Source organism: Rhodococcus sp. NPDC056506 (assembly GCF_042794945.1).
In the GTDB taxonomy this organism is placed as follows: domain Bacteria; phylum Actinomycetota; class Actinomycetes; order Mycobacteriales; family Mycobacteriaceae; genus Rhodococcus_F.
Genome location: NZ_JBHTSW010000048.1, coordinates 22,023 through 46,200, shown reverse-complemented (window position 1 = coordinate 46,200; position 24,178 = coordinate 22,023). Strand labels below are relative to the sequence as shown.

At 61.6% G+C, this 24,178-nt stretch carries 22 protein-coding genes; all 22 read right to left on the bottom strand.

Going from position 1 to position 24,178, the window contains the following annotated elements; translation table 11 throughout:
- Window positions 1-92 precede the first annotated feature (92 nt).
- A complete protein-coding gene (locus tag ACFQ6H_RS26065; RefSeq protein WP_378533558.1) occupies window positions 93-1,514 on the bottom strand; it encodes a hypothetical protein in 1,422 nt (473 codons plus the stop codon).
- A 103-nt stretch (window positions 1,515-1,617) separates the two neighbouring features.
- Window positions 1,618-3,282 (bottom strand): alpha/beta hydrolase, encoded by a 1,665-nt coding sequence (locus tag ACFQ6H_RS26060; protein WP_378533560.1) that lies wholly within the window; start codon window positions 3,280-3,282, stop codon window positions 1,618-1,620.
- Between the two features lie 233 nt (window positions 3,283-3,515).
- Window positions 3,516-5,333: an ABC transporter ATP-binding protein/permease gene (locus ACFQ6H_RS26055; RefSeq protein WP_378649476.1), complete on the bottom strand. Its 1,818-nt coding sequence runs from the start codon at window positions 5,331-5,333 to the stop codon at window positions 3,516-3,518.
- A 31-nt stretch (window positions 5,334-5,364) separates the two neighbouring features.
- Complete coding sequence (locus tag ACFQ6H_RS26050) at window positions 5,365-6,114, bottom strand: DUF6390 family protein (protein WP_378649474.1); 750 nt, start codon at window positions 6,112-6,114, stop codon at window positions 5,365-5,367.
- On the bottom strand, window positions 6,114-7,184 hold the full coding sequence (gene hypE, locus ACFQ6H_RS26045) for a hydrogenase expression/formation protein HypE (protein ID WP_378649472.1): 1,071 nt from the start codon (window positions 7,182-7,184) through the stop codon (window positions 6,114-6,116). Before hypE ends, ACFQ6H_RS26050 begins: the two co-directional genes overlap by 1 nt.
- Window positions 7,174-8,286: a hydrogenase formation protein HypD gene (gene hypD, locus ACFQ6H_RS26040; RefSeq protein WP_378533568.1), complete on the bottom strand. Its 1,113-nt coding sequence runs from the start codon at window positions 8,284-8,286 to the stop codon at window positions 7,174-7,176. The genes hypE and hypD overlap by 11 nt, the downstream gene beginning before the upstream one ends.
- A complete protein-coding gene (locus ACFQ6H_RS26035) occupies window positions 8,283-8,582 on the bottom strand; it encodes a HypC/HybG/HupF family hydrogenase formation chaperone (RefSeq protein WP_030535597.1) in 300 nt (99 codons plus the stop codon). The genes hypD and ACFQ6H_RS26035 overlap by 4 nt, the downstream gene beginning before the upstream one ends.
- A gap of 16 nt (window positions 8,583-8,598) precedes the next feature.
- The gene (hypF, locus tag ACFQ6H_RS26030; RefSeq protein ID WP_378649470.1) at window positions 8,599-10,887 is read right to left on the bottom strand and encodes a carbamoyltransferase HypF; all 2,289 of its coding nucleotides are present in this window, start codon (window positions 10,885-10,887) and stop codon (window positions 8,599-8,601) included.
- Window positions 10,884-11,171: a HypC/HybG/HupF family hydrogenase formation chaperone gene (locus tag ACFQ6H_RS26025; RefSeq protein ID WP_378649468.1), complete on the bottom strand. Its 288-nt coding sequence runs from the start codon at window positions 11,169-11,171 to the stop codon at window positions 10,884-10,886. The genes hypF and ACFQ6H_RS26025 overlap by 4 nt, the downstream gene beginning before the upstream one ends.
- A 3-nt stretch (window positions 11,172-11,174) precedes the next feature.
- The gene (locus tag ACFQ6H_RS26020; protein WP_378649466.1) at window positions 11,175-11,669 is read right to left on the bottom strand and encodes a hydrogenase maturation protease; all 495 of its coding nucleotides are present in this window, start codon (window positions 11,667-11,669) and stop codon (window positions 11,175-11,177) included.
- Between the two features lie 6 nt (window positions 11,670-11,675).
- The gene (locus ACFQ6H_RS26015; RefSeq protein WP_374227973.1) at window positions 11,676-11,795 is read right to left on the bottom strand and encodes a DUF6893 family small protein; all 120 of its coding nucleotides are present in this window, start codon (window positions 11,793-11,795) and stop codon (window positions 11,676-11,678) included.
- A 49-nt stretch (window positions 11,796-11,844) separates the two neighbouring features.
- Window positions 11,845-13,209: a hypothetical protein gene (locus tag ACFQ6H_RS26010; protein WP_378649464.1), complete on the bottom strand. Its 1,365-nt coding sequence runs from the start codon at window positions 13,207-13,209 to the stop codon at window positions 11,845-11,847.
- Window positions 13,206-13,844: a DUF6084 family protein gene (locus tag ACFQ6H_RS26005; protein ID WP_378649462.1), complete on the bottom strand. Its 639-nt coding sequence runs from the start codon at window positions 13,842-13,844 to the stop codon at window positions 13,206-13,208. Before ACFQ6H_RS26005 ends, ACFQ6H_RS26010 begins: the two co-directional genes overlap by 4 nt.
- Complete coding sequence (locus tag ACFQ6H_RS26000) at window positions 13,841-14,461, bottom strand: DUF5947 family protein (RefSeq protein WP_378649460.1); 621 nt, start codon at window positions 14,459-14,461, stop codon at window positions 13,841-13,843. Before ACFQ6H_RS26000 ends, ACFQ6H_RS26005 begins: the two co-directional genes overlap by 4 nt.
- Window positions 14,462-14,480: 19 nt before the next feature.
- Complete coding sequence (locus ACFQ6H_RS25995) at window positions 14,481-15,383, bottom strand: NifU family protein (protein ID WP_378649458.1); 903 nt, start codon at window positions 15,381-15,383, stop codon at window positions 14,481-14,483.
- A gap of 3 nt (window positions 15,384-15,386) precedes the next feature.
- Window positions 15,387-17,180 carry a nickel-dependent hydrogenase large subunit gene (locus tag ACFQ6H_RS25990; protein WP_378449941.1) on the bottom strand — a complete coding sequence of 598 codons (1,794 nt, stop codon included), beginning with the start codon at window positions 17,178-17,180 and terminating at the stop codon, window positions 15,387-15,389.
- 54 nt (window positions 17,181-17,234) lie between these two features.
- Complete coding sequence (locus ACFQ6H_RS25985) at window positions 17,235-18,350, bottom strand: hydrogenase expression protein HypE (RefSeq protein ID WP_378449942.1); 1,116 nt, start codon at window positions 18,348-18,350, stop codon at window positions 17,235-17,237.
- Between the two features lie 181 nt (window positions 18,351-18,531).
- Window positions 18,532-19,323, bottom strand: a complete 792-nt coding sequence (gene hypB / locus ACFQ6H_RS25980) for a hydrogenase nickel incorporation protein HypB (RefSeq protein WP_378649456.1) — start codon at window positions 19,321-19,323, stop codon at window positions 18,532-18,534.
- A gap of 2 nt (window positions 19,324-19,325) precedes the next feature.
- Window positions 19,326-19,655, bottom strand: coding sequence for a hydrogenase maturation nickel metallochaperone HypA (gene hypA, locus ACFQ6H_RS25975; protein WP_283303994.1), 330 nt, complete (start codon window positions 19,653-19,655; stop codon window positions 19,326-19,328).
- A gap of 159 nt (window positions 19,656-19,814) precedes the next feature.
- On the bottom strand, window positions 19,815-21,443 hold the full coding sequence (locus tag ACFQ6H_RS25970) for a cutinase family protein (RefSeq protein ID WP_378649454.1): 1,629 nt from the start codon (window positions 21,441-21,443) through the stop codon (window positions 19,815-19,817).
- 182 nt (window positions 21,444-21,625) lie between these two features.
- On the bottom strand, window positions 21,626-22,738 hold the full coding sequence (locus ACFQ6H_RS25965) for an alcohol dehydrogenase catalytic domain-containing protein (protein WP_378649452.1): 1,113 nt from the start codon (window positions 22,736-22,738) through the stop codon (window positions 21,626-21,628).
- A 28-nt stretch (window positions 22,739-22,766) separates the two neighbouring features.
- The gene (locus ACFQ6H_RS25960; protein WP_378649450.1) at window positions 22,767-24,128 is read right to left on the bottom strand and encodes a M16 family metallopeptidase; all 1,362 of its coding nucleotides are present in this window, start codon (window positions 24,126-24,128) and stop codon (window positions 22,767-22,769) included.
- Window positions 24,129-24,178 lie beyond the last annotated feature (50 nt).

Genomic DNA, 24,178 nt, shown 5'->3' with positions numbered 1-24,178 from the left:
GGCTGCGCTCGCAACTGAGCGCAGCCGACACCGTCGATGAGGACCGCCCAGACACAATCCCAGGCGCTGAACTCACCCTAGAGTCAGTCGGTCTACTTCGCGCAGCCACTCTCCTCGAACGCGAGCTTGGACGTATATTGCCCGTCCGGCAAGTACTGCGCCATCACGGCCTTCTCGTCACCGGGCGTCTTGGTATCGTGTGCGGCGTGACTGAAGTCCTTGGCCGGCAGCATGTTCCGCATGATCAGAAGGGAATCGTCGAGATGCCCCGCGCCATCACCGGCCGGCGAGAGCGACAGCCATGACACCCCACATTCCTTCGTAGCGTTTGCGGGTCGGTCTTCAGGCAGCGACGCGACAATCGTGTAGCGACCATCCGCATCAGTGGCCATCTGCTCGTCGAACAGACACGTAGCTACCTTCGTCGTTGCCAGCGATTCATTGCTGCACATAGACCAGAACCGCATGTCGACAGCGCTGTCGAGATTCTTTGCGCCGGTAGTCGTCTTCGGAGTCCTCGGCAACTCTCCCCTAAGTACCAAAATATCGCCGAACCCACGGTTGACTTCGGCTGTGACGTAGCTGTTGTCGATGTTGGAGTACTGCCCGCCCACCCGCTGGGGTGTGCCATCACATTTGCCGAGATAGGTACAGCCGAGCGTGAACTCGGCGCTGTAGTACGCCCGCCAGACAGGTGTCTGCTCGGAAGGGAATGTCGCAGGCTTGCCCGGTTGATCACGCAATGCCTTGTACGTGTCCAACGGCAGCGAAGCCGGCTTCAAGATTCCGTTGTCCGCACCGACCGCTGAACACAGATCCTGCCCCCGCAGCACCTGACCACCGGCAAGGTGCAGCTCTGGCTCCGGCAGTCCTACGCCCCCGGTGAGATCACGCCCATTGTCCGGCAGGTAGATGCGATAAAGCAGGCTTATCCGGTCCTGACCTGGCACACCGGCATACAAGGTGTTGGGTTTCGGCTCAGCAGGCGAGGCCTCGTTGAGGACGGAAGCCGTGTATGACCTGGCACCTTCGTTCGATCGATCGGCACCGGGAAGATAGGTATTGCGCGAGCCTGCGTCCGGAGCAGTCGAAATGTCATTGAGGACGGCGGTCGGCATAGCGGTTGCCGCGTTGTACGAGTTCAACGACTGATAGCGCGCATGCGCATACTGCCCTCGGATAACCAACTCGGCATCCTCGGGGATTGTGAACTGCGCAGCCCAATAGATCGCCGCGGTGTCAGGAAAGGCGTAGTTGAGCTGCGGGTCCGCGCGCTCGGGATTGATCGGCACGGACCAGAAGCAGGTCGACACCGGATGCTCGACGTCCGGTCCGCCGGATCCGAAATCGACAGAACCAGAATGGGACCCGCTCGACGAACCGGTTCCGGATCCGCTCGACGAACCGAAGTCGACAGATCCGATCGCCGGCGCGGCAACCGCGGACCCAGCCCCGGCAAATACAGTGATCGCGCTCAGCGCCACCGCAGCTACGAGTGTTCTTGATGAATGCATCGCGCTCCTTGTTAGATAGCTGACAAACAATGATCGAACGATCAAGAGCGAGTACTCCCGGTCCAACGACGAGACACCGTCGCGAGGTCCGTACTCCGCACTACTACTTGGTGGGTTGAAAGTTGTTCGTCAAGGCGCCGCGAATCGCGTCGGTGTCCGACTGCGACCAGTTCTCGGGGTGCAGGATCTGCGCCCACATATCCGCTGCCTCGGCTCCGTAGTTGTGCCCGTGACCAGGCGGCACGTCAGCCGAGAAGACCATGTCGAGTGTCACCTGCCAGAACGTCACGAACGGTATCCACGTCATTCCCGGATCGACATCACGGCCGAGAGGCTCGGCAAGCCAGTCCGGTTTGTTCAGAAGCAGGTCGAAGGACCACCAGACGATCGGGTCGCTGGCATGCTGCCAGTACACAACGCGAGAGTCGTTCCACGGCGCATCCAGTTCGAGATCCTCCGGATAGGCAGCGAAACGGATCGACTGCCCGTCGTCGATCACCGGCACGGCTTCCTGTGAGCCGGAGTCACGACTGCCCGTGATCTCCTGCCATTGAGCGGTGAAGTTCGGAGTGCCCGACCACAATGCCCCATCCACACGTGTCGCCATGTCCTGTGCTCCCGCGAACGCGGCCTGTCCCCCGTACGATCCGAGGCTCTCGCCGAAAACGACAAGCTTGGGACGCTTGTCGAGCGGCAGATCGATCCACTTCGCGTAGACAGAGTTGAACAGCGCCCGGCCTGCGGCCATCGGGGTTTCGCGGTCGGCGATGAATGCCAAGGGGCTGGGAAGGAACGAGTACTGCATCGCCGCGATGGCGGTGTCGCCGCCTTGGACGTATTCGAAAGCGGACGCCACGTCGTCGTTGACCCAGCCGCGGCCGGTGGTGGTCACCACTGCCAGGACGGCACGGTCGAAGCCGCCGGTGCGCTCGAGTTCGTCGACGACCCGCTGTGCGACGCCGTCGACGGAATCGGACGACTCGCGGCCGGCGTACACGCGGATGGGTTGCTTCGCGTCTCGGCCGGTCACCGCGGCAATCTTGTCCGCAGACGGTCCGCTACCCATGAAGGTACGTCCTTCCTTGCCCAGTGAATCCCATGCCTCGGCAGACATCGGCGAACCACTGCGTTCGGCGATCAAAGGCTGGTCGATACCATCCGGTGTGTCGTTGTCCGCGCCGGAGAAACTCCAGTTCGCGAACGCGATGAGCCCGTTGTAGAGGGCACCGTTGACGACGAAGATCGCCAACGCGAAGACGACGACCAAACTTGCGACTTTCGCCGCTTCCTTGGGAACAAACCGCAGAGCAACAGCAGCGAGACTTCTGGTGAGATACCGCAGACCGCGAACCGCCTCGAGCAAGATCAACCACACCGCTATCGAAATCAGCAGCACCAGAAGATAGTTCGCCCGGTTGACGCGAGGTGCCTCGACCAGATCACGGACGATCTGCTGCCACCACGAACCCAAGATCAGAAAGAGAGGTACCGATATCACTGCCAGAACGGCGAGTACGGCCCAACCAATTCTCTTGGTCCGATCCGACCATGTCGGTTCGACTCCGCATTTGCGGATCATCCACGCCACGCTCACACCGATGCCGTACCCCGTGGCGACGGAAATACCCGTTGCCACGCCCTGCAGGTACCACGCGCGCGGTAAGAGCGACGGGCTCATCGAGAGGACGAAAAACACCAAGCCGAAAGACAACCCGACCGAATGCAGCGTCTTGCCATAGCGCCGCACACCTTCCCACACACGTTTCATGCCGGAATCGTAAGCGCGTCAGAAAGATGGAATGAGCCTCTCATCCCTTTCGAATGAGGCGCGAACTACGGGTGCACGCTGTGGCGTCATGGCACCCGTCCTTCGGGGATCGAGCTATTCCAGAACTCGCTGCGACTGCTGCGGGAGTTGGGTGGCCGAACTCGTCGCGCTGGGCCTGACCACCGCGCATTCGCAGCGAGACCGGTCATTTGTCAGCGCCCCGAAAGGCACTCTCAGCCTTCACGATCGGTGATCTCCCAGTGCCCAACGCCGTGCAGTTCGAGTTGTCGGTTGTGAAAAACGTCGAGAGTACTGCGATGGCCGACGCTGACAATGATGCTGTCGGGCAGTTCACGGCGAACGATGTCGTAGAGCGTGTACTCGAGGCCTTCGTCGATTCCGGATGTCGCCTCGTCGAGAAACGCGGTTCGCGGTCGGATCAGGAGGACTCGGGCGAACGCCAACCGTTGTTGTTCACCCGGCGACAGAATTCGAGTCCAATCAGCAGCCTCGTCGAGTCGACCGATCAAATGTGCGAGGTGCACTTCGGCGAGAGCGTCGTGGAGCCTGCGGTCGTCGAAGCTCGAGCGCCCGATGTTCGGCTGACCTGAGGGCAACTGATCTGGATATGCCAAACCCGCGCGCAGAGAACCCAAAGGTAGGTACGGCCGTTGTGAGAGGAACAGGACGTCTCCGACCGGGGTGGTCACGGAACCGTTTGTATACGGCCACAACTGCGCGATGCTGCGGAGCAGCGTGGTTTTGCCGCTACCGGACGGACCCTTCACCAGCAGTGCATCGCCGGGCCCCAGTGACAAGTCGAGTTCGGAGATCAATGCCTCACCACCCGGCGTGCGCACGTCGAGTCCCCGAACAACCAAATGACTGCCAGAGGAGAACGCGTCGAGCACGGGAAGTGCGCGGGCACGCCGATTGGCATCGGCGAGCCCGGTCAAACGGATCAGTGTGGCCCGGAAACTTGCAAAATCGGCATAGGACTCTCGAAAGAACGACAACGAATTGTGCACCTGGCCGAATGCTTGAGCAGTTTGCATCACGTCGCCGAAAGTGATCTGCCCGCTGAACAATCGAGATCCCTGGACCAGAAACGGAAACACCACCGCTGTCTGATCCACTGCCAGATTGAAGCCACTGAATTTGAGAGTCCGGAAGACGATCGCCCACATATTGCGGATCACTGCAGCAAAACGTGTTCCGAGTGTGCGCCGTTCAGCATCTTCACCGCGATAGAAGGCGATGCTTTCGCCGTACTCCCGTAGTCGAACCAGCGCGTACCGGAAGGTCGCGCCGAGTTTCTCGTTCAAGAAATTCAGCATGATCAGTGGCCGGCCGACCCAGAAGGCCAGTGCCGTGGTCACCAACACGTAGATGTAGACGAGGAAGATCATGGCCCGCGGAATCTCGGTACCGAAAACGGTCAACGGCCCGGACAGATCCCACAGGATCTTGGTGAAACTGACGATCGACACCATTGCCGCGACGGCGCCCATGGACAACGTGCGGGACGAGGTCACGAACGCTGTTATGTCTGCCTGAATACGTTGATCCGGATTGTCGACCGGGTTCTCCAAGAAATTTCCGCGATAGTAGGCGCGGCCGTCGAGCCAATCGTCGGTCAGTGTGTCATTGAGCCAACTGCGCCAGCTGATATCGAGTGTTTGGCCCACCAGGTAGACGACCAGGGAACTCACGACGTGGACTGCTGCCAAAATCGCGAACACTCGCAGATAGTGCCAGAAAGCGGTCTCGTCGAGGTTCTGGATGGCGTCGTAGAAATCCTTGTACCAGTACGAGAACAACACTGTCACGCGGACACCGAAAATCGTCAGCAACAGCAGTGACGCGAGAATCAACAGTGGAAGGACTGTGCGCCGGGGATCGAAGTAGGGCCATGCCATTCGACGAAACTGGTTGCCCCAGCGGGTGTACCGGCTAAGTAGCAGCCCGGCGATCACGAGAGCCACAACCATGATCGCGAAGGCCTCTGCCAACCACAGTGCGCTGTCCGGTACCGCGTTGTTCCAATTCACCGCAGCCTCCGTCCGGGAGAGGAACCAACGATCACGTATCGGTCGACAGCATCTGGTTCGCGATCTGCAATGCCGAGTCTTCCGCGGCATCCAACGCCTGCGACTGCTCGGCAGTGATGTTGTCGCACAGCCAATCCCAGTGCATCGTCACCACGGCGCCCGGGACGGGCGTCGCCGCAAGTGAGTGGCCGTCAACGCTCCATCGCACTCGTTGCGTTACCGGCGTGCCGCGTGCGAGTTTCTCACCGTCGAACTCGAGCGGGGACGAAACCACCAACGCGTGCTCCTCGCCGACGTCCTCGACCACTCCCCATCTGATCCGGCAATTCTGGAGGACCGACAGTGGGACCTCACCGCGCTTCCGAAGCAGTTTGACCCACGGATACACCAGAAGTACGTGAAAGCTGTGGTGAGCGAGCGCGCGGTCCCGATCCCCGAGGACGGGGAGGAACCCGGTGTTCTCGCGTTTACCGAAGGCCGTCCTCAGGTGCTGCAACAACTTCCCCGAATCGAGAGAGTCGAGGAGATCACCTCCCACCCAATAGGCTTCGATCACTCGCGAATCCAGGGGGTCGTCGATGCCCGCACTTACGGCCAAGGCCTCGAGGTACGGCCACGCACCGTCGAATTGACGAGCGCGGTCACGGTCGCCACTCGCCGAGATGCCGTGGGCCTGTCGAAGCAGCACTGAAGGATCGTCGGGTCCGCAGTAACCCAACTCGTTCGGCGGATACGCGTAACGAGCAAACAACACCGGCCCGTCCATATCGACGGCAGTCATCAGCAAATCCGCGGAAGTTGTTCACCCGCCGGCAAATCCACTACCCGATTGCCTCCCAATGCTGTTCGCGCCACCACCATTCCGCGATGTTCGGCCACGCACTCCCCGATCACGGCAGCTCCCATACTCAGTGGATTGGCGCGCATCGCTTCCAGAACTCGGTCGGCATCTTCGCGTGGAACAAAAGCGATCAACTTGCCCTCGTTTGCGACGTACAACGGATCCAAGCCGAGTAGCCCACAGGCATCGCGCACGTCAGCGGGAATCGGCAGATCTCGCTCCACCAGCGCAATCCCGATGTTCGACGCCTGAGCGATCTCGTTGAGGGTCGCGGCAACTCCGCCCCGGGTAGGGTCGCGCAAGACATGGATGTCGACGCCCGTAGCAATCATGTCGGCGACCACGCCGTTCAAGGAAGCGCAATCACTGCGCACCTCGGTCCCGAATTCGAGACCTTCGCGACAACTCATCACGGCCACTCCGTGAACGCCGATGTCGCCGCTGACTATTACGACGTCGCCTTCTTGTGCGCGGGTGGGATTGATGTCCACACCATCGGCGACAATCCCGATTCCCGAGGTGTTGATGAAGACTCCGTCGCCGTGACCGGCATCGACAACCTTGGTATCACCCGTCACCAGTCGGACGCCGGCAACGTGCGCGGCCCGCCCGAGTGCCTTCGCGATTCCCGCGATGTCGGTCAGCGCCGTCCCTTCCTCGAGGATGAATGCCGTCGACATCACCAATGGCTGCGCTCCCGCCATCGCCAGGTCGTTCACCGTTCCGTTGACAGCAAGGTCACCGATCGTTCCACCGGGAAACACCATGGGTTTCACGACGTACGAGTCGGTCGAGAAGGCGAGCCGCACCCCGCCGACGTCGAACACGGCCGCGTCACCGAGTTCTGCATCGGCAGCGCTTCCGAACGAGGGCAGGAACAGATGCTCGATGAGCTCGGCGGACATCGCTCCCCCACCACCGTGCCCCATGACGATATTCGGCGAATCACGCAGCGGCAGTGGGCAGACCCACGCCGACAAGTCCACGACAGCGGTCTCCTCAGCCGGCATGACCCGCCTCCTGAAGTTCCAGGCGCCGGTACAGGTAGTACGCAGCGCATGCCCCCTCGGACGACACCATCGTGGCACCGAGCGGATTCCGCGGAGTGCATTCCTTCCCGAAGGCACTGCACTCGTGTGGCTTGATCAAACCTTGCAACACTTCTCCGGAACGGCAGACACTCGACTCGTCAGTATGGATATCGGTCACCGAAAAACGCTCTTCGGCATCAAAATACGCATACTTCGGTGCCAACTGCCAACCGCTGTCCGGGATCGATCCGATGCCGCGCCAGGTCCGATCCGACACCGCGAACACGTCCTCGAGCATCGCCTTCGCTGCGGTGTTGCCCTCGGCCGTGACGGCACGGGCGTAGGCATTTTCGACCTCGTATCGACCCGATTCCAACTGCAGCACCGTCTTTCTGATGCCCTCCAGCAGATCCAGTGGCTCGAATCCGGTGACGACGATCGGGACCTTGTACTTCTCGGCCAGCGCCGGGTACTCCGACGTTCCCATCACACTGCACACATGCCCGGCCGCCAGAAATGCCTGCACGCGGCACTCTGGCGAGTCCATAATCGCGGCCATCGCCGGCGGGACCAGAACATGCGAGACGAGTAGCGAGAAGTTCTCGATACCCAGGCGATTGGCCTGATAGACGGTCATGGCGTTGGCCGGCGCGGTGGTCTCGAATCCGATCCCGAAGAACACCACTTGCCGGTCCGGATTCTCCTTGGCAACAGTCAGAGCATCCAACGGTGAGTACACCACGCGCACGTCGCCGCCGGCGCTCTTGATCCGGAACAGATCCGACGAACTCCCCGGAACTCGCAACATGTCCCCGAAGGAGCAGAAAATGACATCGGGTCTTGCCGCGATTTCGAGAGCTTTGTCGATGATCTCGAGCGGGGTGACGCAGACCGGGCATCCGGGTCCGTGGATCATCTCGATCTGTTGCGGAAGTAGTTGATCGATGCCGTGTCTGATGATCGAATGTGTCTGACCACCACACACTTCCATGATCGCCCATCGCCGTGTGGCCAGCGCGCGGATCTGATCCAGCAGTTTGCCGGCCAGTTCCGGATCGGAGAACTCGTCCAGATACTTCATGATTCTTTCTCCTTCGGTTCGATCCCCGCGGCCCGGGCAGCCCTTTCGAACCCGTCACCGAATTCCTCTTCGAGTACGCCGAGGTGCTCGAATTCCGCCAGCGTGCTGCGAGCGGATTCCTCGTCGAGTCGCTGGATGGCAAATCCGACGTGCACCACGACGTACTCGCCGACTTGGGCGCCCGGAATGTACTCGAGGCACACTTCTTTTCGGACGCCGCCGAAGTTCACCACCGACATCGTCGTTCCGTCGCGTTCCTCCAGGGACTCGATACGTCCTGGTACGGCTAGGCACATGGCACAACTCCTGATCTCATGACGAACTCCCGACCAGCACTTGGCCGTAGGCGAGACCGCCGTCGTTCGGTGGTAGCTCCAGTCCTGTCAGCGGCGTGAATCCAGCGGCTCCGAGCAGAGCACACGCCCGAACGAGCAGGCGAGGGTTCTGGAAGACACCTCCGGTGAGTACTACCTCGTCCACTCCCGCCAGTTCCCGGCCACGAATTGCCCACTCGAGCACCAGGTGCGCTACGGATTCGTGGAAACGGGCGCCGATCACTTCGGCGGGCACCTTCTCCCGGAGATCGCGGACGACAGCCCGAATGACCGACCGCGGATCTGCTGTCCACGAATCGTCGTCCGACTGCACCGCGTCGAAGGTGTACCGCGAACCGGCGCTGTCGATTCCCCTCGAAATCCCCTCCAACTCGATGGCACCCTGCGCTTCGTAGTCGACCCTCTGTCGGACTCCGGTCAGCGAGGAGACTGCGTCGAACAACCGCCCCATGCTGGAGGTGTCCACACACCCGAAACCGGTCTCCAACTGATGAAGTAGGACCGACTGCTCTCGGGGCGGACAGGCTGCCACGGGCGCGAGGTCGGATTCCCAGTCCAACCCCGCATGCCACAGGTGAGCGAGCGCCATTCGGTACGGCCGTTCCACTCCGGCATCGCCCCCGGGCAGCGGTACGTATCCCAGATGCGCGAGACGGCGATAACCCTTGTACGTCGCCAGCAGTAGTTCCCCTCCCCACACTGCGCCGTCCGCCCCGTAACCGGTGCCGTCGAACGCCATTCCGAGAACTGGTTCGCTCCCGTCCCGGCCGTTCTCCCCCATCACGGCAGCCACATGTGCGTGGTGATGCCCGACGACGCGCACCGGTCGGTCACCACTATGACTGCGAGCCCACGAGGACGAGCGATACCGCGGATGCTCGTCGCAGGCAATCTGGTGCGGCACTACTCCCGTGATCGATTCGAAGTGACTCTCCGACGCAGCAAAACTGTCGATAACAGCAAGGTCGCCCATGTCTCCGATGTGCTGACTCGGCCACACATATCCGCCCTCTGCAAGACAGAAGGTGTTCTTCAGGTCGGCCCCGACCGCCAAGGTAGGCGGTAAGTCGAACGGCGCGGTGACGGGCAGCGGAGCATATCCGCGCGAGCGACGAAGCAACTGTCGTCGGCTGGCCACTATTCGCATCACCGAGTCGTCACACGGCATCAAGATCGGACGGTTGTGCGTCAAGACTCCGTCGGCCAAGTCACCCAATCGATCGAGATCGTTGTCGGAGTACAGAATCGGCTCGCCACCGATGTTCGCCGATGTCATGACCAACACCGCCGGGCCCGCAGCATCTCCGGCCAAACCCAGAAGAAGGTGCTGAATCGGGTTGTAGGCCAGCATGATTCCGATATCCGGAATGCCGGGCGCAACCGAGGGCGAAAGCGCATAGCCAGACGCTTTGGCAACCAGCACTATCGGACGCTCGCGCGAGGACATGGCATCGGCCTCGGCATCCCCGACCGCACCCAGCTCTCCGGCTTCTCGCACATCTCGCACCATCACCGCCAGCGGCTTGCTTGCTCGATGTTTGCGTTCACGCAATTCGTGGACCACGCGATCATCGTGGGCATCGCAGGCCAGGTGGAACCCTCCAATTCCCTTGACAGCAAGAATCTTCCCGTCTCGTAGTAGCGATCGGGCTCGTAGCAGTGCGGCCTCGCCGCTCACCGCGTCCGTGCCCCGTTCCACGAATGAGAGCGTCGGACCGCACTCCGGGCAGGCAATCGGTTGCGCGTGAAACCGCCGGTCCGAAGGATCCACGTACTCCGCCGCACAGGTCGCGCACAACGGGAACCGTTTCATCGTCGTGGCGGCCCGGTCGTAGGGTAGCGACTCGATGATCGTGAATCGTGGACCACAATTGGTACAGGTGATGAAGGGATGACGAAATCGTCGATCGGTCGGATCGGTCAGTTCGCGGAGGCAATCGTCGCAGATCCCGACGTCAGCCGGCGCCAAGGTTCGTCCGACCGACCCTGCATCCGTCTCGATTATGCAAAACCCCTGACGACCTACCGGCCGCGAGTCCTCGCGCTCTACCGACTCCACCCGGGCCAGCGGTGGGTGGCGGTTGCGCACCCGAGCGACAAATGCATCGATTGCCTCTCCGTCGCCTTCGACGTCGATCACGACACCGAGCGCAGAATTTCCCACCGAACCCGAGAGTCCCAGCTCGGTGGCGGTCGCATGAACGAACGGCCGGAATCCCACCCCCTGGACTACGCCGCGAACGATGACACGGCAGGCGATCATCATGTCCCGACCTCGCCCGTACGAGTATCGGAGTCGTCGATCTGACCGTCATGATCACCACGGCCCATCAGTTCGAGGCCGGACCGAGCGTGGCGTGCTCCCTGCTCGTCGACCTTCTCGACTGCAAAGCCCATGTGGATCACTACCCAGTCACCTGCCGTGACGGCGCCTTCGTCGAGCATTCCGATGTTGACCTTGCGTGGTGCACCTTCCACGTCGACGAGGGCGAGTTGACCGCCGTATCCGTCCAGTAGTTCGCGTACCCGTCCCGGAATCCCCAGACACATGACTCACACCTCCGGCCCCAATGTGGTGGCATCACAATCCACGTCGATCGACCGGACGAGTGCCATCACCGCAGAGGCGGCTTGCCCGACCGAATCACACATCTCCGCACTCAATCCGATTCCGTCGCTAATCGATTTCGCGTGTGCCCCCACCACGAACGTCCGCGGGAGAGTTCCGCCGAGGGCCTGCAGACTGGCAAACACCGAACTCGGATGCATCGAGTGCGCGTCGAAACCTCCTTGCGGACCTTCACTTTCGGGGTCCACTTCGATGATTGCGAGCTTCCCCGGGACTCCGGTCACCGGTAAGGCGTCGATCAGCACCAGCGCGTCCCACGACTCCAACAAGTCGTAGGCCAGATGCACGCCTCGAATCCCGTAGTCGACCAAGCGAGCTCCCGACGGGAGAATCTCATGCTGCAGCGCTCGAACAACTTCGGGGCCGAATCCGTCGTCTTCGAGAAATATGTTTCCGACACCTGCAATCAGCACGCGCACAGCGTTTTACATCTTTCGCATTCGCAGATAGCGCTGGATGTCCGGCATCGACACCACCAGAACGACCGCGGCTGCGATCGCGGTGGCGCCGAGAAGTGCCGTCGACAGCAATCCCATGTTCCTCATGTCGAGTTCTCCTCTCGATAGCTGTGAAGTCCGATAGCTCTGAAGTGCGTCAACTCGCGCTGTCTCGCGGCATCGGCTCTATCTCGTCCGGCGCGAAGTACAGGTAGCGGCCGTACCAGTTGTGCAGATCGGCGGCCGGATCGTCCAAGAGTGTCACCCCAACATGAATGTCGCCGTCCACGTCTTCATGAATGGTGGCGACGTGGGCGATCCGGCCGTCGAAGAACAGGTCCTGAGCATCGGCGCGACGTGAGGGGTGAAGCCGAACTGTACTTCCACCACAGACGCGGACGCCGTTGATCAGAACTGCATCGGTGCGTGGTTGAACGCTGGTGTCTGCTTCCGGGGTCCACCAGTCCACGCCGTCAGGCACCTCGGGGATCAGATCAGAACCGGCGTGCGGATCTCGCAGCACACCGTGCAGGCCGGCTAGATCAACGTCCGTCAAGCGCTCACATCGGTCGATGATGTCGGCAGCTTTGGAGTCGGTTGCCCGCGCCCGCGCCTTTTCCTCGTCGGTCATGGCGAGGATTCTCAGGGTGAGAATTTCGTCGATCTCCGTCGAATCGAAGAGAGATCCCTCGCTCTGCGGCGCAATCTCGGGAAAGTCGTACAAGATGATCGGGGACACCAGAACGGTGGGCGACGTACCAGGGTGAGAGGGGTCCACGGTCCCCGCAAGCACCGGATAACAGCGATTTTGCCGCAGCGACTCCGAGTGATCTGCGTCTTCGAACAACGACAGGAACCTCGAGCCTGTGCAGTTCACAATGACGTGAGTGCCGAGCATCGATTGCGCCGTGGCCGTGCCCTTGTCCCTTGCGTCGACGCTCGTGGCGTTCATGATCTTCACGGAAATCACCGTGCGTCCACCCCCGGTGGAGGCGCTCACTGCCAAGAAGCCATTCACCGGAAGCCGTGTCCGAACGATCCGTCCGACCACCCTGCCCCGAGAGTCCGACAGAGTCTCTCCGTCGACAACTCCCGCCGCACAGAAGGTTTCTTCAACGCCGGCCTCGAGCTCGTCCAGACCCCACGGACCCAACACGATCTCGGATTCGGTGGCTTCGTCCCACGAGATCGACTCGCGCTCGTCGACTACCAACCGATCGACCGGGATCCACGCCCCGCCGGCGCCGAGTCGTTCAACCGTCCGCGACTGGTGGTGCAGAAATCTCACAGTCGCAGTCACTTCGACGCCGTTCCGCTCGAATTCGCCGAGCAGGCATTGGGCGGACATCGACGGTTCCTCGCCGACTCCGACCTCGGCGGCGCCTGGCGGTCCGAGAACCCCGAACTGCCAACGGGATTGATTCTTCGCCGAGCCGGCCCGGTAAGGATAGAGGAGATATCCCTCGTACAGGACAGCGTCGGCCACGGCCCGGACGTCGTGATCCATCTCCGTTCGGGTCATCGCTGCACCTGGCTCGCCGTCAGCAACTGCCGCACGGCTGAATCGAGGTCCGTGAGGCCGTGAGCTGCCTTGAATCGCACGAGATCGGCAATCGTCTCATGGTCGAGGCGTACCCAACCAGAGGCCGGATAATGCGTGGCCATCAGCTGTTTCCACACGTCGACCGGCAATTCGTAGGCAGCAGATCTGTCCCACGGGATCTGCTGGACCGAGAAACCGCGCTGCCCGTCGGTGAATACGGTTCCGCTCAGTAGAACCACGATCGGAATCGTTCCGTCACCGAGTGCGTGCAGGTACTTCGACGCCGTCACCGAGAAGTCGTACGTACACGCCATGGGTAAGGCCGCGACCGTGGTTCCGGTGAATCCTTGAACGACCGTGGAACATTCCATCCACAGGAAGGTGCGCAGCGTACTCGACCAACGCTCCCGCGGACCGAAGAGATCGCGCAGACCTTCGCCTTCCGCGTCTGAGTACGGTCGGCGGTGCGGTTCGATTCGAACCTGCGCGCGCAGAGAAACCGCACGGACGGTCGCGCCGGTGGATTCCGACATCCTCAATCTCACCGTCAGATTCGGCGTAACCGCGTACGGTTCCACCTCCACGTCGTCGACCGAGAAGTCGAGAACAGTCATGCCGACCTGCTTCGCGCCTCGACGCGCCCGAAGAACTCGTCCACTGCGCGTGCGGCATCCTGGCCACCGTCGAATCCGCGCCACACGCTGCGCAACCGTCCCACCAGTTCGTAACAGGCGTCGATGGGAACAACAAAGCATCTTGGCGATTGTCCTGACGTGGGCACCGACACGATCAACGCCTCGACGTCGGCCCGCATCTGTGAGAGCCCCGGATTCTCCGCCAGCACAGTCTCGAACGAGTCGATGGGCAACTCGGATTCGGTAGCTCCGGCCGGCCCCGGGTAGAAGACTATGTACTTGTCGAGAAGTGAGTTTCGAAAGAAGAATGCCAGGCCGACGGGGATTTCCAGAGACTCCCACCGGCCAGGTCCGAGGTCGAAGTTCGGAAATTCGAGATACCGATCGGGAACCGCCTTGTATCGAAGGTCCGCGTCGACCGGCGCAAAAAGTAGATAGCAGGGACGGCACACGCACATCAGGCTCCGGACCTGTACGTCCACGACGTGTTGGTGTTCGTCGCCTATGCCCGCCGCACACATCTCACACCGCGGTCCGGTCGGAACGGCACGCGCCGAGGCGATTCGTGTGAGCACCTCTCCCACAGTGACTTTCATGACCGGGCTGCGTTCACGGCTAGGTCACCGATATCGCTGAATCGTCAGCAAGCGCGACCGAGAGCACCCCGTCGCGAATCAGCACCGGCACAGGCGCCAGGTGCTCGGAACCGGTACCCACCCGCGCTCCCGCTCCGTACACACTGAAATGGGCAGAGCACGTCGGACAGGTGAGGACGGCGGCGTCTCGGGCAGGTCGGCCCATCATGCGTTCGAGCACAGCCCCCGCCATCGAGTGCTCACACACTGGGCAATGGTCGCGATACGCGTACAGATCGTCACCGGAGCGACAGACCAACAGATCGGTGCCCGATACCCGGAACCCCGCGACCTCGCCCACGTCGACTTCGGCGAATTCGGGGACCTCCACCCAGTGCGCACCTCCCCCGCCTGCGTGTACGTGCGAGAACAAGGACTCGACCGAGATCACACCCGACTTCACTTCGTGCGGGTCGGGTGTTTCGACGTCTATTCCGGTGGTCTCGGGTGCCGCCGCCTGCACCGCATCCTGAACGGCGGTTTCGAGGGTGACCGAGGACGAAGGACAACTGTTACAGCTCCCGAGAAGCCGTAGTCGCACCACGCCGCCCGCCACCTCGATCAGTTCGACGTCGCCGCCATGCGAACCGAGGTACGGACGCACGCTGTCGAGCGCAGTACGGACGCGGGTCTCCACGTCGTGCGGGTGAAGTCCGTGCACCAGTAGCAGGCTGGACACCAGATCGTCGCGAACCATCGCATCCATCGTGGCCGGATCCGCCAGCGCGACGGTGCGTTCGAGTGCTGCGCCGTACAACTGCACGACCTCGCGCACCAGTTGCTCGGCGCGATCTTTGGCCACCGGGCCTGCACCGGCATTGGCCTGCAACAACGTCTCGATGCGCTCACCTGCTCCGCGCCAGTAGTCGGCCGATTGTTCCATCGATCACTCCCCGGTCACGGACTGCGTCGGCGAGTGCAACTTCTCCAGGGTCTTACCGCCGCCGAGGTACATGTGGACGCCGCACGGCAGGCAGGGATCGAAACTACGCACGGTCCGCATGATGTCGATGCCCTTGAAGTGATCTCGATCGTTCTCCTCGAAGATCGGCTGACCCTGCACGGCATCCTCGTACGGACCGGGGGTTCCGTAGCTGTCGCGCGGGCTCGCGTTCCACGGCGTCGGTGGGTACGGGTGATAGTTCGCGATCTTTCCGTCACGAATCACCATGTGATGTGAGAGAACTCCGCGGACGGCTTCGGTGAATCCGCAGCCGATACCCTCGTCCGGGACCTCGAACGACTCCCACGTCTTGGTGCGGCCGGCCCGGATCTCGACAAGCGCCTTCTCGGCGAAATGAAGGGCAGCAGCCGCTGCGTACGCCTGGAAATAGGTTCGCGCACGGTTCCTTTCGAGAGTGTTGCTGCCGTGTTCTGGAATGTTCCACTCCAGCGAGACCGGACCCTTCAACGCTGTTTTCGGAAGATTGATCTTCACACTGTGTCCGGTCGACTCGAGGTATCCGATGTCGACCAGGCCGGCAAGAGCGGTGCTCCACAGACGAGCCAATGCTCCCCCGCCGGTGTCCAGAGCGAGATTGTCTTTTCCGTCGAACCATCGCGGAGACATGACCCAGCTGTACTTGTCCTCGAGGTTCCGCTTCTGCGGGTGGGGGTTGGTGTGTTGATTCCACGGGTGCCTGCGATCGACCGGGTTACCCAGCGGATCGGTTTTGACGAACATCTCCTGATCACTCCAGTCCTCGTAATACGAGGAGCCCAGCATGATTCGGATACCGAGGTTGATGTCCACCAGATCTGTTGTGACCAGCTTGCCGTCGACAACCACACCGGGAGTGACAAACATCTTCCGGCCCCAGTCGGTCATGTCCTTGTACGAGAAATTGCAGTACTCGGGGTCTTGGAACGAACCCCAACAACCCAGCAGGGTCCGCCGCAGGCCTACCTTTTCGTAACCAGGCAGCGCCTCGTAGAAGAAGTCGAACAGGTCGTCGTGCATGGGCACGACCTTCTTCATGAATTCGACGTACCGCATCAGCCGCGACATGTAGTCCGTCATCAGTTCGATCGTCGCGACCGTGCCGACGCCACCGGGATAGAGCGTCGACGGGTGGACGTGCCTACCCTCCATCAGGCAGAACATTTCACGGGTCGAACGCGAGACTTGCAGCGCCTCCCGGTAGAACTCACCCGTGAACGGATTGAGGGTCCGCATGATGTCGGCGATCGTGCGATAGCCATGCTGATCCTCGTGCGGGCAGCGTGTGTTCTCCGCCTGCGCCAGCACACCGGGATTCGTTTCGGAGACCATCTTCTCGCAGTAGTCGACTGCGACCAGATTTTCTTGAAAGATGTTGTGGTCGAACATGTACTCGGCGGCCTCGCCGAGATTGACGATCCACTCGCCCAGATGCGGTGGCTTGACGCCGTACGCCATGTTCTGTGCGTAGCACGAGCACGTGGCGTGATTGTCACCGCAGATGCCGCAGATACGACTGGTGATGAAATGCGCGTCGCGCGGGTCCTTCCCCTTCATGAACAGGGAATACCCACGAAAAATCGACGACGTGCTGTGGCATTCCACCACTTCGCGATTGGCGAAGTCGATCTTGGTGTAGATGCCCAGACTGCCGACGATTCGGGTGATGGGGTCCCACGCCATCTCGACAAGACCGTCGCGGTCCGCAGTCGAGGTGGGTTCGGGAACGATGGCCGTCATTGCAGTGCCTCCCAGAGACGTTGCTCACGAACTGATTTGAATGTATCCGGTCGGTCACCACGTACGCGTTGCACCGGTGAGCAACTTCGACCCGCGCTCGCGCCAGTGCGGTTCCTTGTCCAACGTGTGACCGGTGATCCGGCGCAGACTGTGAATCACGGACCCGTACATTCCCACCGCATTGGTGGAGAGTTTGCCGCCGGGCGGTTCATCCATGAACGGCATGAACTTGTCGGGGAACCCCGGCATCGTGCACCCGATGCAGATCCCGCCGACGTTGGGACACCCGCCAACTCCGTTGATCCAACCGCGTTTGGGGACATTGCATTTCACGACCGGTCCCCAACACCCGAGTTTGACGATGCACTTCGGTGACCCGTACTCCGTCGCGAACTCGCCCTGTTCGTAGTATCCGCCACGGTCACAGCCCTCGTGAACGGTGGCACCGAAAAGCCACTGCGGGCGCAGGGATTCGTCCAAGGGAATCATCGGCGCCTGGTCAGTGGCCATGTAAAGAAGATAAGTCAGGGTCTCGGAGAGGTTGTCCGGCTGAATGGGACACCCGGGAACGCACACGATCGGGATGCCCGCCTTCGATTTCCAGGTCCACCCTAGATAGTCCGGCACGCCCATCGCACCCGTCGGATTGCCGGCCATCGCATGTATTCCGCCGTATGTCGCACACGTGCCGACTGCGACTACCGCAGTGGCTTTCGGTGCCAGCTTGTCGAGCCATTCGCTCGTGGTGACCGGTTGGCCGGTTTCGCGATTGTTCCCGAAACCACACCAGTACCCTTCGTCGTGAAGTTTCTCGTTCGGTATCGATCCTTCGACAACAAGAACAAAGGGTTCCAGTTCTCCCCGGTCGGCTTTCCAGAACCACTCCAGGAAATCGTCAGCGCCACCCTGCGGTCCGCATTCGAAGTCGATGAGCGGCCAATGAACCGCTACCTGAGGCAGGCCGGGCAACGCACCGAGCGCAATCTCCTCGATACTGGGTTGCGTGGCGGCAGTCAGCGCCACCGAATCACCGTCGCAACTGAGCCCGGCATTGATCCACAGCACGTGGATCAAGGTTTCTTCCGCTTTCGCCGCCGCGCTTCGGGAGGTCGCTGCGCTTTCGGAGGCAGGTTCCGCCGTGGTGCCAGCAGTCGATTTTTGTGTGTCCATGTCAGCAGCTTTCACGGGTGCACTTGCGCCTTGACTCTCAGCGCCGCGACTGGCCTGACACGCTATGGCCTCAAAACTCTGTGGCCTCGAATTGCCGCGGCACCGAAACGCTGACGCCACCGGAGTCGAACCTCGGCCCACTTGCGTGGCACCCACTCATTTCATTAACTACCCGAGCAGATCAGTTGTCAACGGCCACCGGAGAAATCGCCGAACGCCTACCGATCCACTCGTACCACTCGTCCATGCCCTCACCTGTCGTTGCAGACAAAACAACTACGCGCACAGCAGGATTGAGGATTTTCGCCTGTGCGACACAGGCATCGACGTCGAACTCGACGTATGGGAGCAAGTCGATCTTGTTGATCACAACCAGGTCCGCGACGGCAAAGATGTGCGGGTACTTTTTCGGCTTGTCATCCCCCTCCGGTGTCGAAATTAGGACAACCTTGCCTTCCTCGCCCAGGTCGAAGAGCGCGGGGCACACCAGGTTTCCGACGTTTTCGATCAGAAGCAGCGACTCGTCTGCGGGATCCAAGGCGCGCAGCGCGCGGTCGATCATCTCCGCATCGAGGTGACAGCCCGCCCCGGTGTTCACCTGGACCACCGACGCACCGGTCTCACGAATCCGTTCGGCATCGAGGCGGGTTTCCTGGTCACCTTCGATCACTGCGACAGGTCGTTGCCGTTCGAGTTCCCGGATCGTTCGCGCCAGCAACGTCGTCTTCCCCGCGCCGGGCGAACTCATGATGTTGAGCGCCGTGATTCCGCGCGCCCGCATCCCCTCACGATTGTGAAGTGCAATGCCGTCGTTCTTGGCAAGCACCTGCTGCTCGAGAATCACTGTGTGGTCGGGGTGGCTGTGCTCATGGTCATGCCCGTGACCGTGACCCTGTTCCTGCTCGTGTTGTCCGTCTGCGACTACCGACACCCGGGGTCCTGTGGTGTCCCCGCACCCACACGTCGCGCACATGCTCAGCTCACTTCCATCGACAGGATCCGCAACTCTCGGCCGGCAAGCACCTCGACATCAGCACTGCCGCATTCACACAGCAAGAACATGTCGGGCGGCGAGAACGTCACGCCGCAGCTTTTACATCGCGCGCTGGTTGCAATCTGATCGATGTGCAAGCTGGCACCTTCGGCGTGAGTACCCGCAGTGACGACGTCGAAGCAGAACAACAGGGAATGTGGAACCACCGCGCAGAGTTGCCCTACTTCCAGCCGCACGCTCGATACTCGTCGCTCGCCGGCACGCTCACACACGGCTTCGACCACACTCTGCGCAATAGACAGCTCGTGCACGGTGAAACCCACGATTCGTGATCCGGAAACCTCCCTTCCACGATAAGCACCAATGGTCGGCGTACGGAACCCGTACACGAAAACAGGCTGCGATCCGCAACTGATTGCGGATCGCAGCCTGTGACAGCGTTATTCGTGTGACGAACGGAAACCTGACGGTTACCCGGCCGCAGTTTGCGTCGTCGTCGTTGTCGTCGTCCCGGTCGCGGTCGCGGTCGGCGGCGCACTTGACTCGACTGAAGTCGACGGCGCCACGGTTGAAGTCACACTCGGCGACGCAGCCGGGGCAACGGATGTCGTCGTCGGAGCCGCGGGAACCGGTGCTGCAGATTCCGAACCAGCGGGTGCGGGTTGTACCGCTGCGGCCGTGGTTGTCGTGGTCTTGGCCGAGTCGGTAACCGAAGGTGAGGCAGCCAAGGCATCGATTGCATTCGCCATTTCTTCGGCGGTCGGCTTCGCCGACGAATCGACAGGCTTGCCGTCCTGAGCCTGCTTGGCCAGATAGGTCAGCCACGCGGCTGCGTACTCCGCTGATGTCAGGGGCTTTCCGTTTCCAACATCCGAATCACGCCAGTAGTCGAAGTGGTGGCCGACGTCCGGACCCAAGGTCAGGCCGTACGGGTCGTTCATGACTACGGGGATCGTGTTCTGGTTCGTGGCGATGAGCCCCACGATTTCCTTGAACAGCTTCTGCGGCAGGTACGCCAACGGCGACACTTCCTCAGTGGAAACCGAGTCCTTCGCGACTGGCTTGGTGGTGGCCTCGCTCGGCTTGTATGCCGGGTCGGACACCTTCAGCAAGACCTGGAGGAAGGTTTCGTCGCTCTGCATCCAGGTGGGATTGCTCGAGATGTCGTTGAACGCGTCGAACATCACGCGTCCCATCACCACCGCGATATCCATGCCGGTGGCCGGCGTCAGATTCTGCGCTTGCAACTGATCGACATTGAGCTGCCGACCGACGTTTGCCGCCATGATCAGAAGGGAAATGTTCTCGGGGGCTGCGCAGGTGAGGTCACCGTCAGAGCAGAAGGACGCAATTTTGCCGTTCAGGGCACCAAAATCTCCGCTGGTTCCTGGCAGTGCCCCGGATCCGGAAGCGGTGTTCTTTCCGTCCTGATACTTCTCGTTGAAACCGTCAGGGTTCGTGTAGGGGTTTTTCGCGCCGGGGAATGGTCCCTCACCCGCGAGTCGACCAGCGTCGGCGAAGATCACAACACCAACGACGTTGTCTGGATTGATGCCGGAGGTACTCGACTCCGAGCCGATGTCCATCGCGACGCGGCGCACGACGTCAGCGCCCTCGCTGTACCCGACAATCGAGAACTTCGTGTTCGGGCACGCGGCGCTGATCGCCTTCATGACAGCTCGCGTATTGTCCGCGCCCGTAGTCACGGCTTCTTCGTAACTGTCCATGTTGGCGGGGTACGCGATGTAGACGGAGGCGTACGAGCCGTCCTTGACCGAACCGGCGGGTGCCTTGAGCACCCCGTCTACCCAGTGGCTGCTGTAGTCGTCTGAGAGCGCTGCCGGCAGGAGTGTCTTTCCATCCGCACCGACGAGCATCTTCGTCGTGCCCTCGACCGGCGTGTCACCGCGACCGGCAACACCGATCCCGACCGTGTCGTGGCACTCGGTGACAGACGCGGTCAACTCGGTCTCGATCGTCTGTGATTGCGGAGAATCCACGGCAACTGCGACCGCCACCAACGCGGCCACGCCGAGCGCTGCAGGCGCTACTGCACCCGCCAGTATTCGATGTCGCGAAAAGAACCCACGAACCGGCATATCTTCTCCCCAATCAGCTTTTGGAAAAACGTACGACCGACCCCCGGGGCGTCACGCAACGTCATTCGAGTAGTCGTCCAGTACGAGATGAGCGTTACAGGAGGTAACGATTTTCCGGGGCGGCTCGCGTGGATTCTCATCTCGTTGCAGTCGCAAAACACTTGCATAACGCCAGCGTGGAGCTACTCCGATTCGAAGATAATGACCTGTCGGATTGCTTTTCCGTCGGCAAGTTCGTCCATGCCCGAATTGATGTCGGCCAATTCGATTCGCGAGGAGATCAGCTTCTCGACCGGTAGCTTCCCGTCGCGCCACAACTGCGCGTAGATCGGGATGTCGCGGGACGGGACCGCAGATCCCAGGTAGCTACCGATGATGGTCCGCGCTTCGGCGACCAGCCCGAGAGGTGAGATCGACGAGCGCGCGTCAGGCGCCGGCAACCCGACCGTGACGGTCGTGCCACCCGCTGCCGTCGCAGCCACCGCGGTCTCGAAGGCCCGAGCATTTCCCGCAGCCTCGACGACGATGTCTGCGCGAACGCCACTCTCGGACAGGCCGGACGGTGTGAAGACCTCGGTCGCGCCCAGTTCCAGGGCCTGGGCCAACTTCGACTCCAGTGCGTCGACGCCGATGACATTCTCGACCCCGAGTGCGCGCGCCGTCAGAATTGCGGCCATCCCGACTCCGCCCAATCCGACCACCATCACCGTGTCAGCCGGGCGAGGCCTGGCCGCGTTGAGCAGCGCTCCCCCGCCGGTCAACACCGCGCAGCCGAGTACGGCTGCAATTTCGGCCGGGATGTCGTCGTCGACGGGAACAACCGACTTGGCGTTGACCACAGCATGCGTCGCGAAACCCGAAACACCGAGATGATGTTTGACGTTCTCGCCGGAGCGCCGCAGTCGTTGCGCGCCACCGAGCAAACTGCCGTCGTTGTTGGCGGCGCTGCCCACCGCGCACGGCATCCGGCCGTCGGTGGCGCATCCCGCACAATCACCGCACCGCGGAAGAAATGTCATCACGACGCGGGCGCCAACCGACAGCGAATCGACTCCGTCGCCGAGTTCGACGATTCGACCAGCAGCCTCGTGTCCCAGCAACATCGGCACGGGACGCACGCGATTCCCGTCGACCACGGAGAGGTCGGAGTGACAAAGCCCGGCAGCTTCGATCTTGACGAGGATCTCGCCGGGGCCCGGGGATTCGAGATCAAGCTCCGAAATCGAAATCGGGGTCGACTCCGCAAAGGGACGCTCCCGGCCGATCTCTTCGAGCACTGCACCACGGATCTTCAACTGCACACCCCGATTTCGATTGTTCGAGCTACTTTCCCACGATCCCGCGTACCGACGCGGGGAGGTCACGAACCCGCTTGTACGGGCCGACGACGGCCGCTGCAAACGGCCTCGTCAAGAGCACCTGCGCCACCTCGAGCACCTCTTCGGAGGTGACTGCGTCGATGGTCGCGAGCGTCTGCGCAACACTGCGATGGTTGCCGTAATTCAATTCACTGCGACCGATACGGTTCATGCGTGAGCCTGAATCTTCCAGTGCCAGAACCAATCCGCCGCGCAGCGATCCCTTGGCGCGGGCGATCTCGGCATCGGTGATTCCGTCCCTCGCCACGTTCGCGAGCACCTCGCGGATCACCGTGGCGACCTCCCCGAGGTTCTCCGGCTGACAACCCGCGTACACGGAGAACGCTCCGGTGTCCGCGAAGGTGTCGACGCCGGAATAGACGGAGTACGCGAGCCCCCGCTTCTCCCGAATCTCTTGGAAGAGACGAGAACTCAGTCCGCCACCAACTGCGGCATTGAGAACCGACAGCGCCCAGCGATGGCCCTCGTGCCGGCCGAACGCACGAACCCCGAGCGCAAGGTGGACCTGCTCGCTGTCGCGATGGGTCAAGCTCAGTTCAGGCATCGTTCGCAAACGCAAAGTGCCTTCGCGCCGCGGCGCCGGCTTGACCCCACGCTCGAGATGCCCGGCAAATGCGCGGCGAGCGAGCGTCACAACCTGCTTGTGGTCGACGTTTCCCGCTACAGCCAGCACCATCCGCTGCGGCGTGTAACGCCGAACGTGGAAGGAATGCAACTGATTGCGCGACATCGACTCGATCGATTCGACGCTACCGATGATCGGACGGCCGACAGGATGGTCGCCGAACAACGCGGTCAGGAACGCGTCGCCGAGCAAGTCTTCCGGATCGTCGTCACGCATCGCGATCTCTTCGAGCACTACTTGCCGCTCGACGTCGACGTCCGCGGTTCTGCAACGCCCGCGCAGCACGACGTCGGCGACAAGGTCCACCGCCATCGGAAGGTCGTCGTCGATCACATGCGCGTAGAAACAGGTGTGTTCCTTCGACGTGAATGCATTGAGTTCGCCGCCCACACCATCCATGACCTGGGCGATGTCCAACGCTGTCCGTGACGGCGTCGACTTGAACAACAGGTGCTCGAGAAAATGCGCGGCACCGGCCACACTCGGCTGCTCGTCGCGGGAGCCGACTCCGACCCACACACCGACGGAGGCCGAACGCACACCGGGGATGAATTCGGTGACGACGCGCAGCCCGCCGGGAAGGACCGTGCGCTGCACTCCCGATTCAGGAGACTTCGCATCGATCGGCGATTTCAGCACAGCGCTGCGGCTGCGCGTGGTGTTGGGAGTGGTCTTTGACATGAAAAGGTTCAGCAGTCCTCGGTACAAGTGGTCAATCAGGTATCTACAGG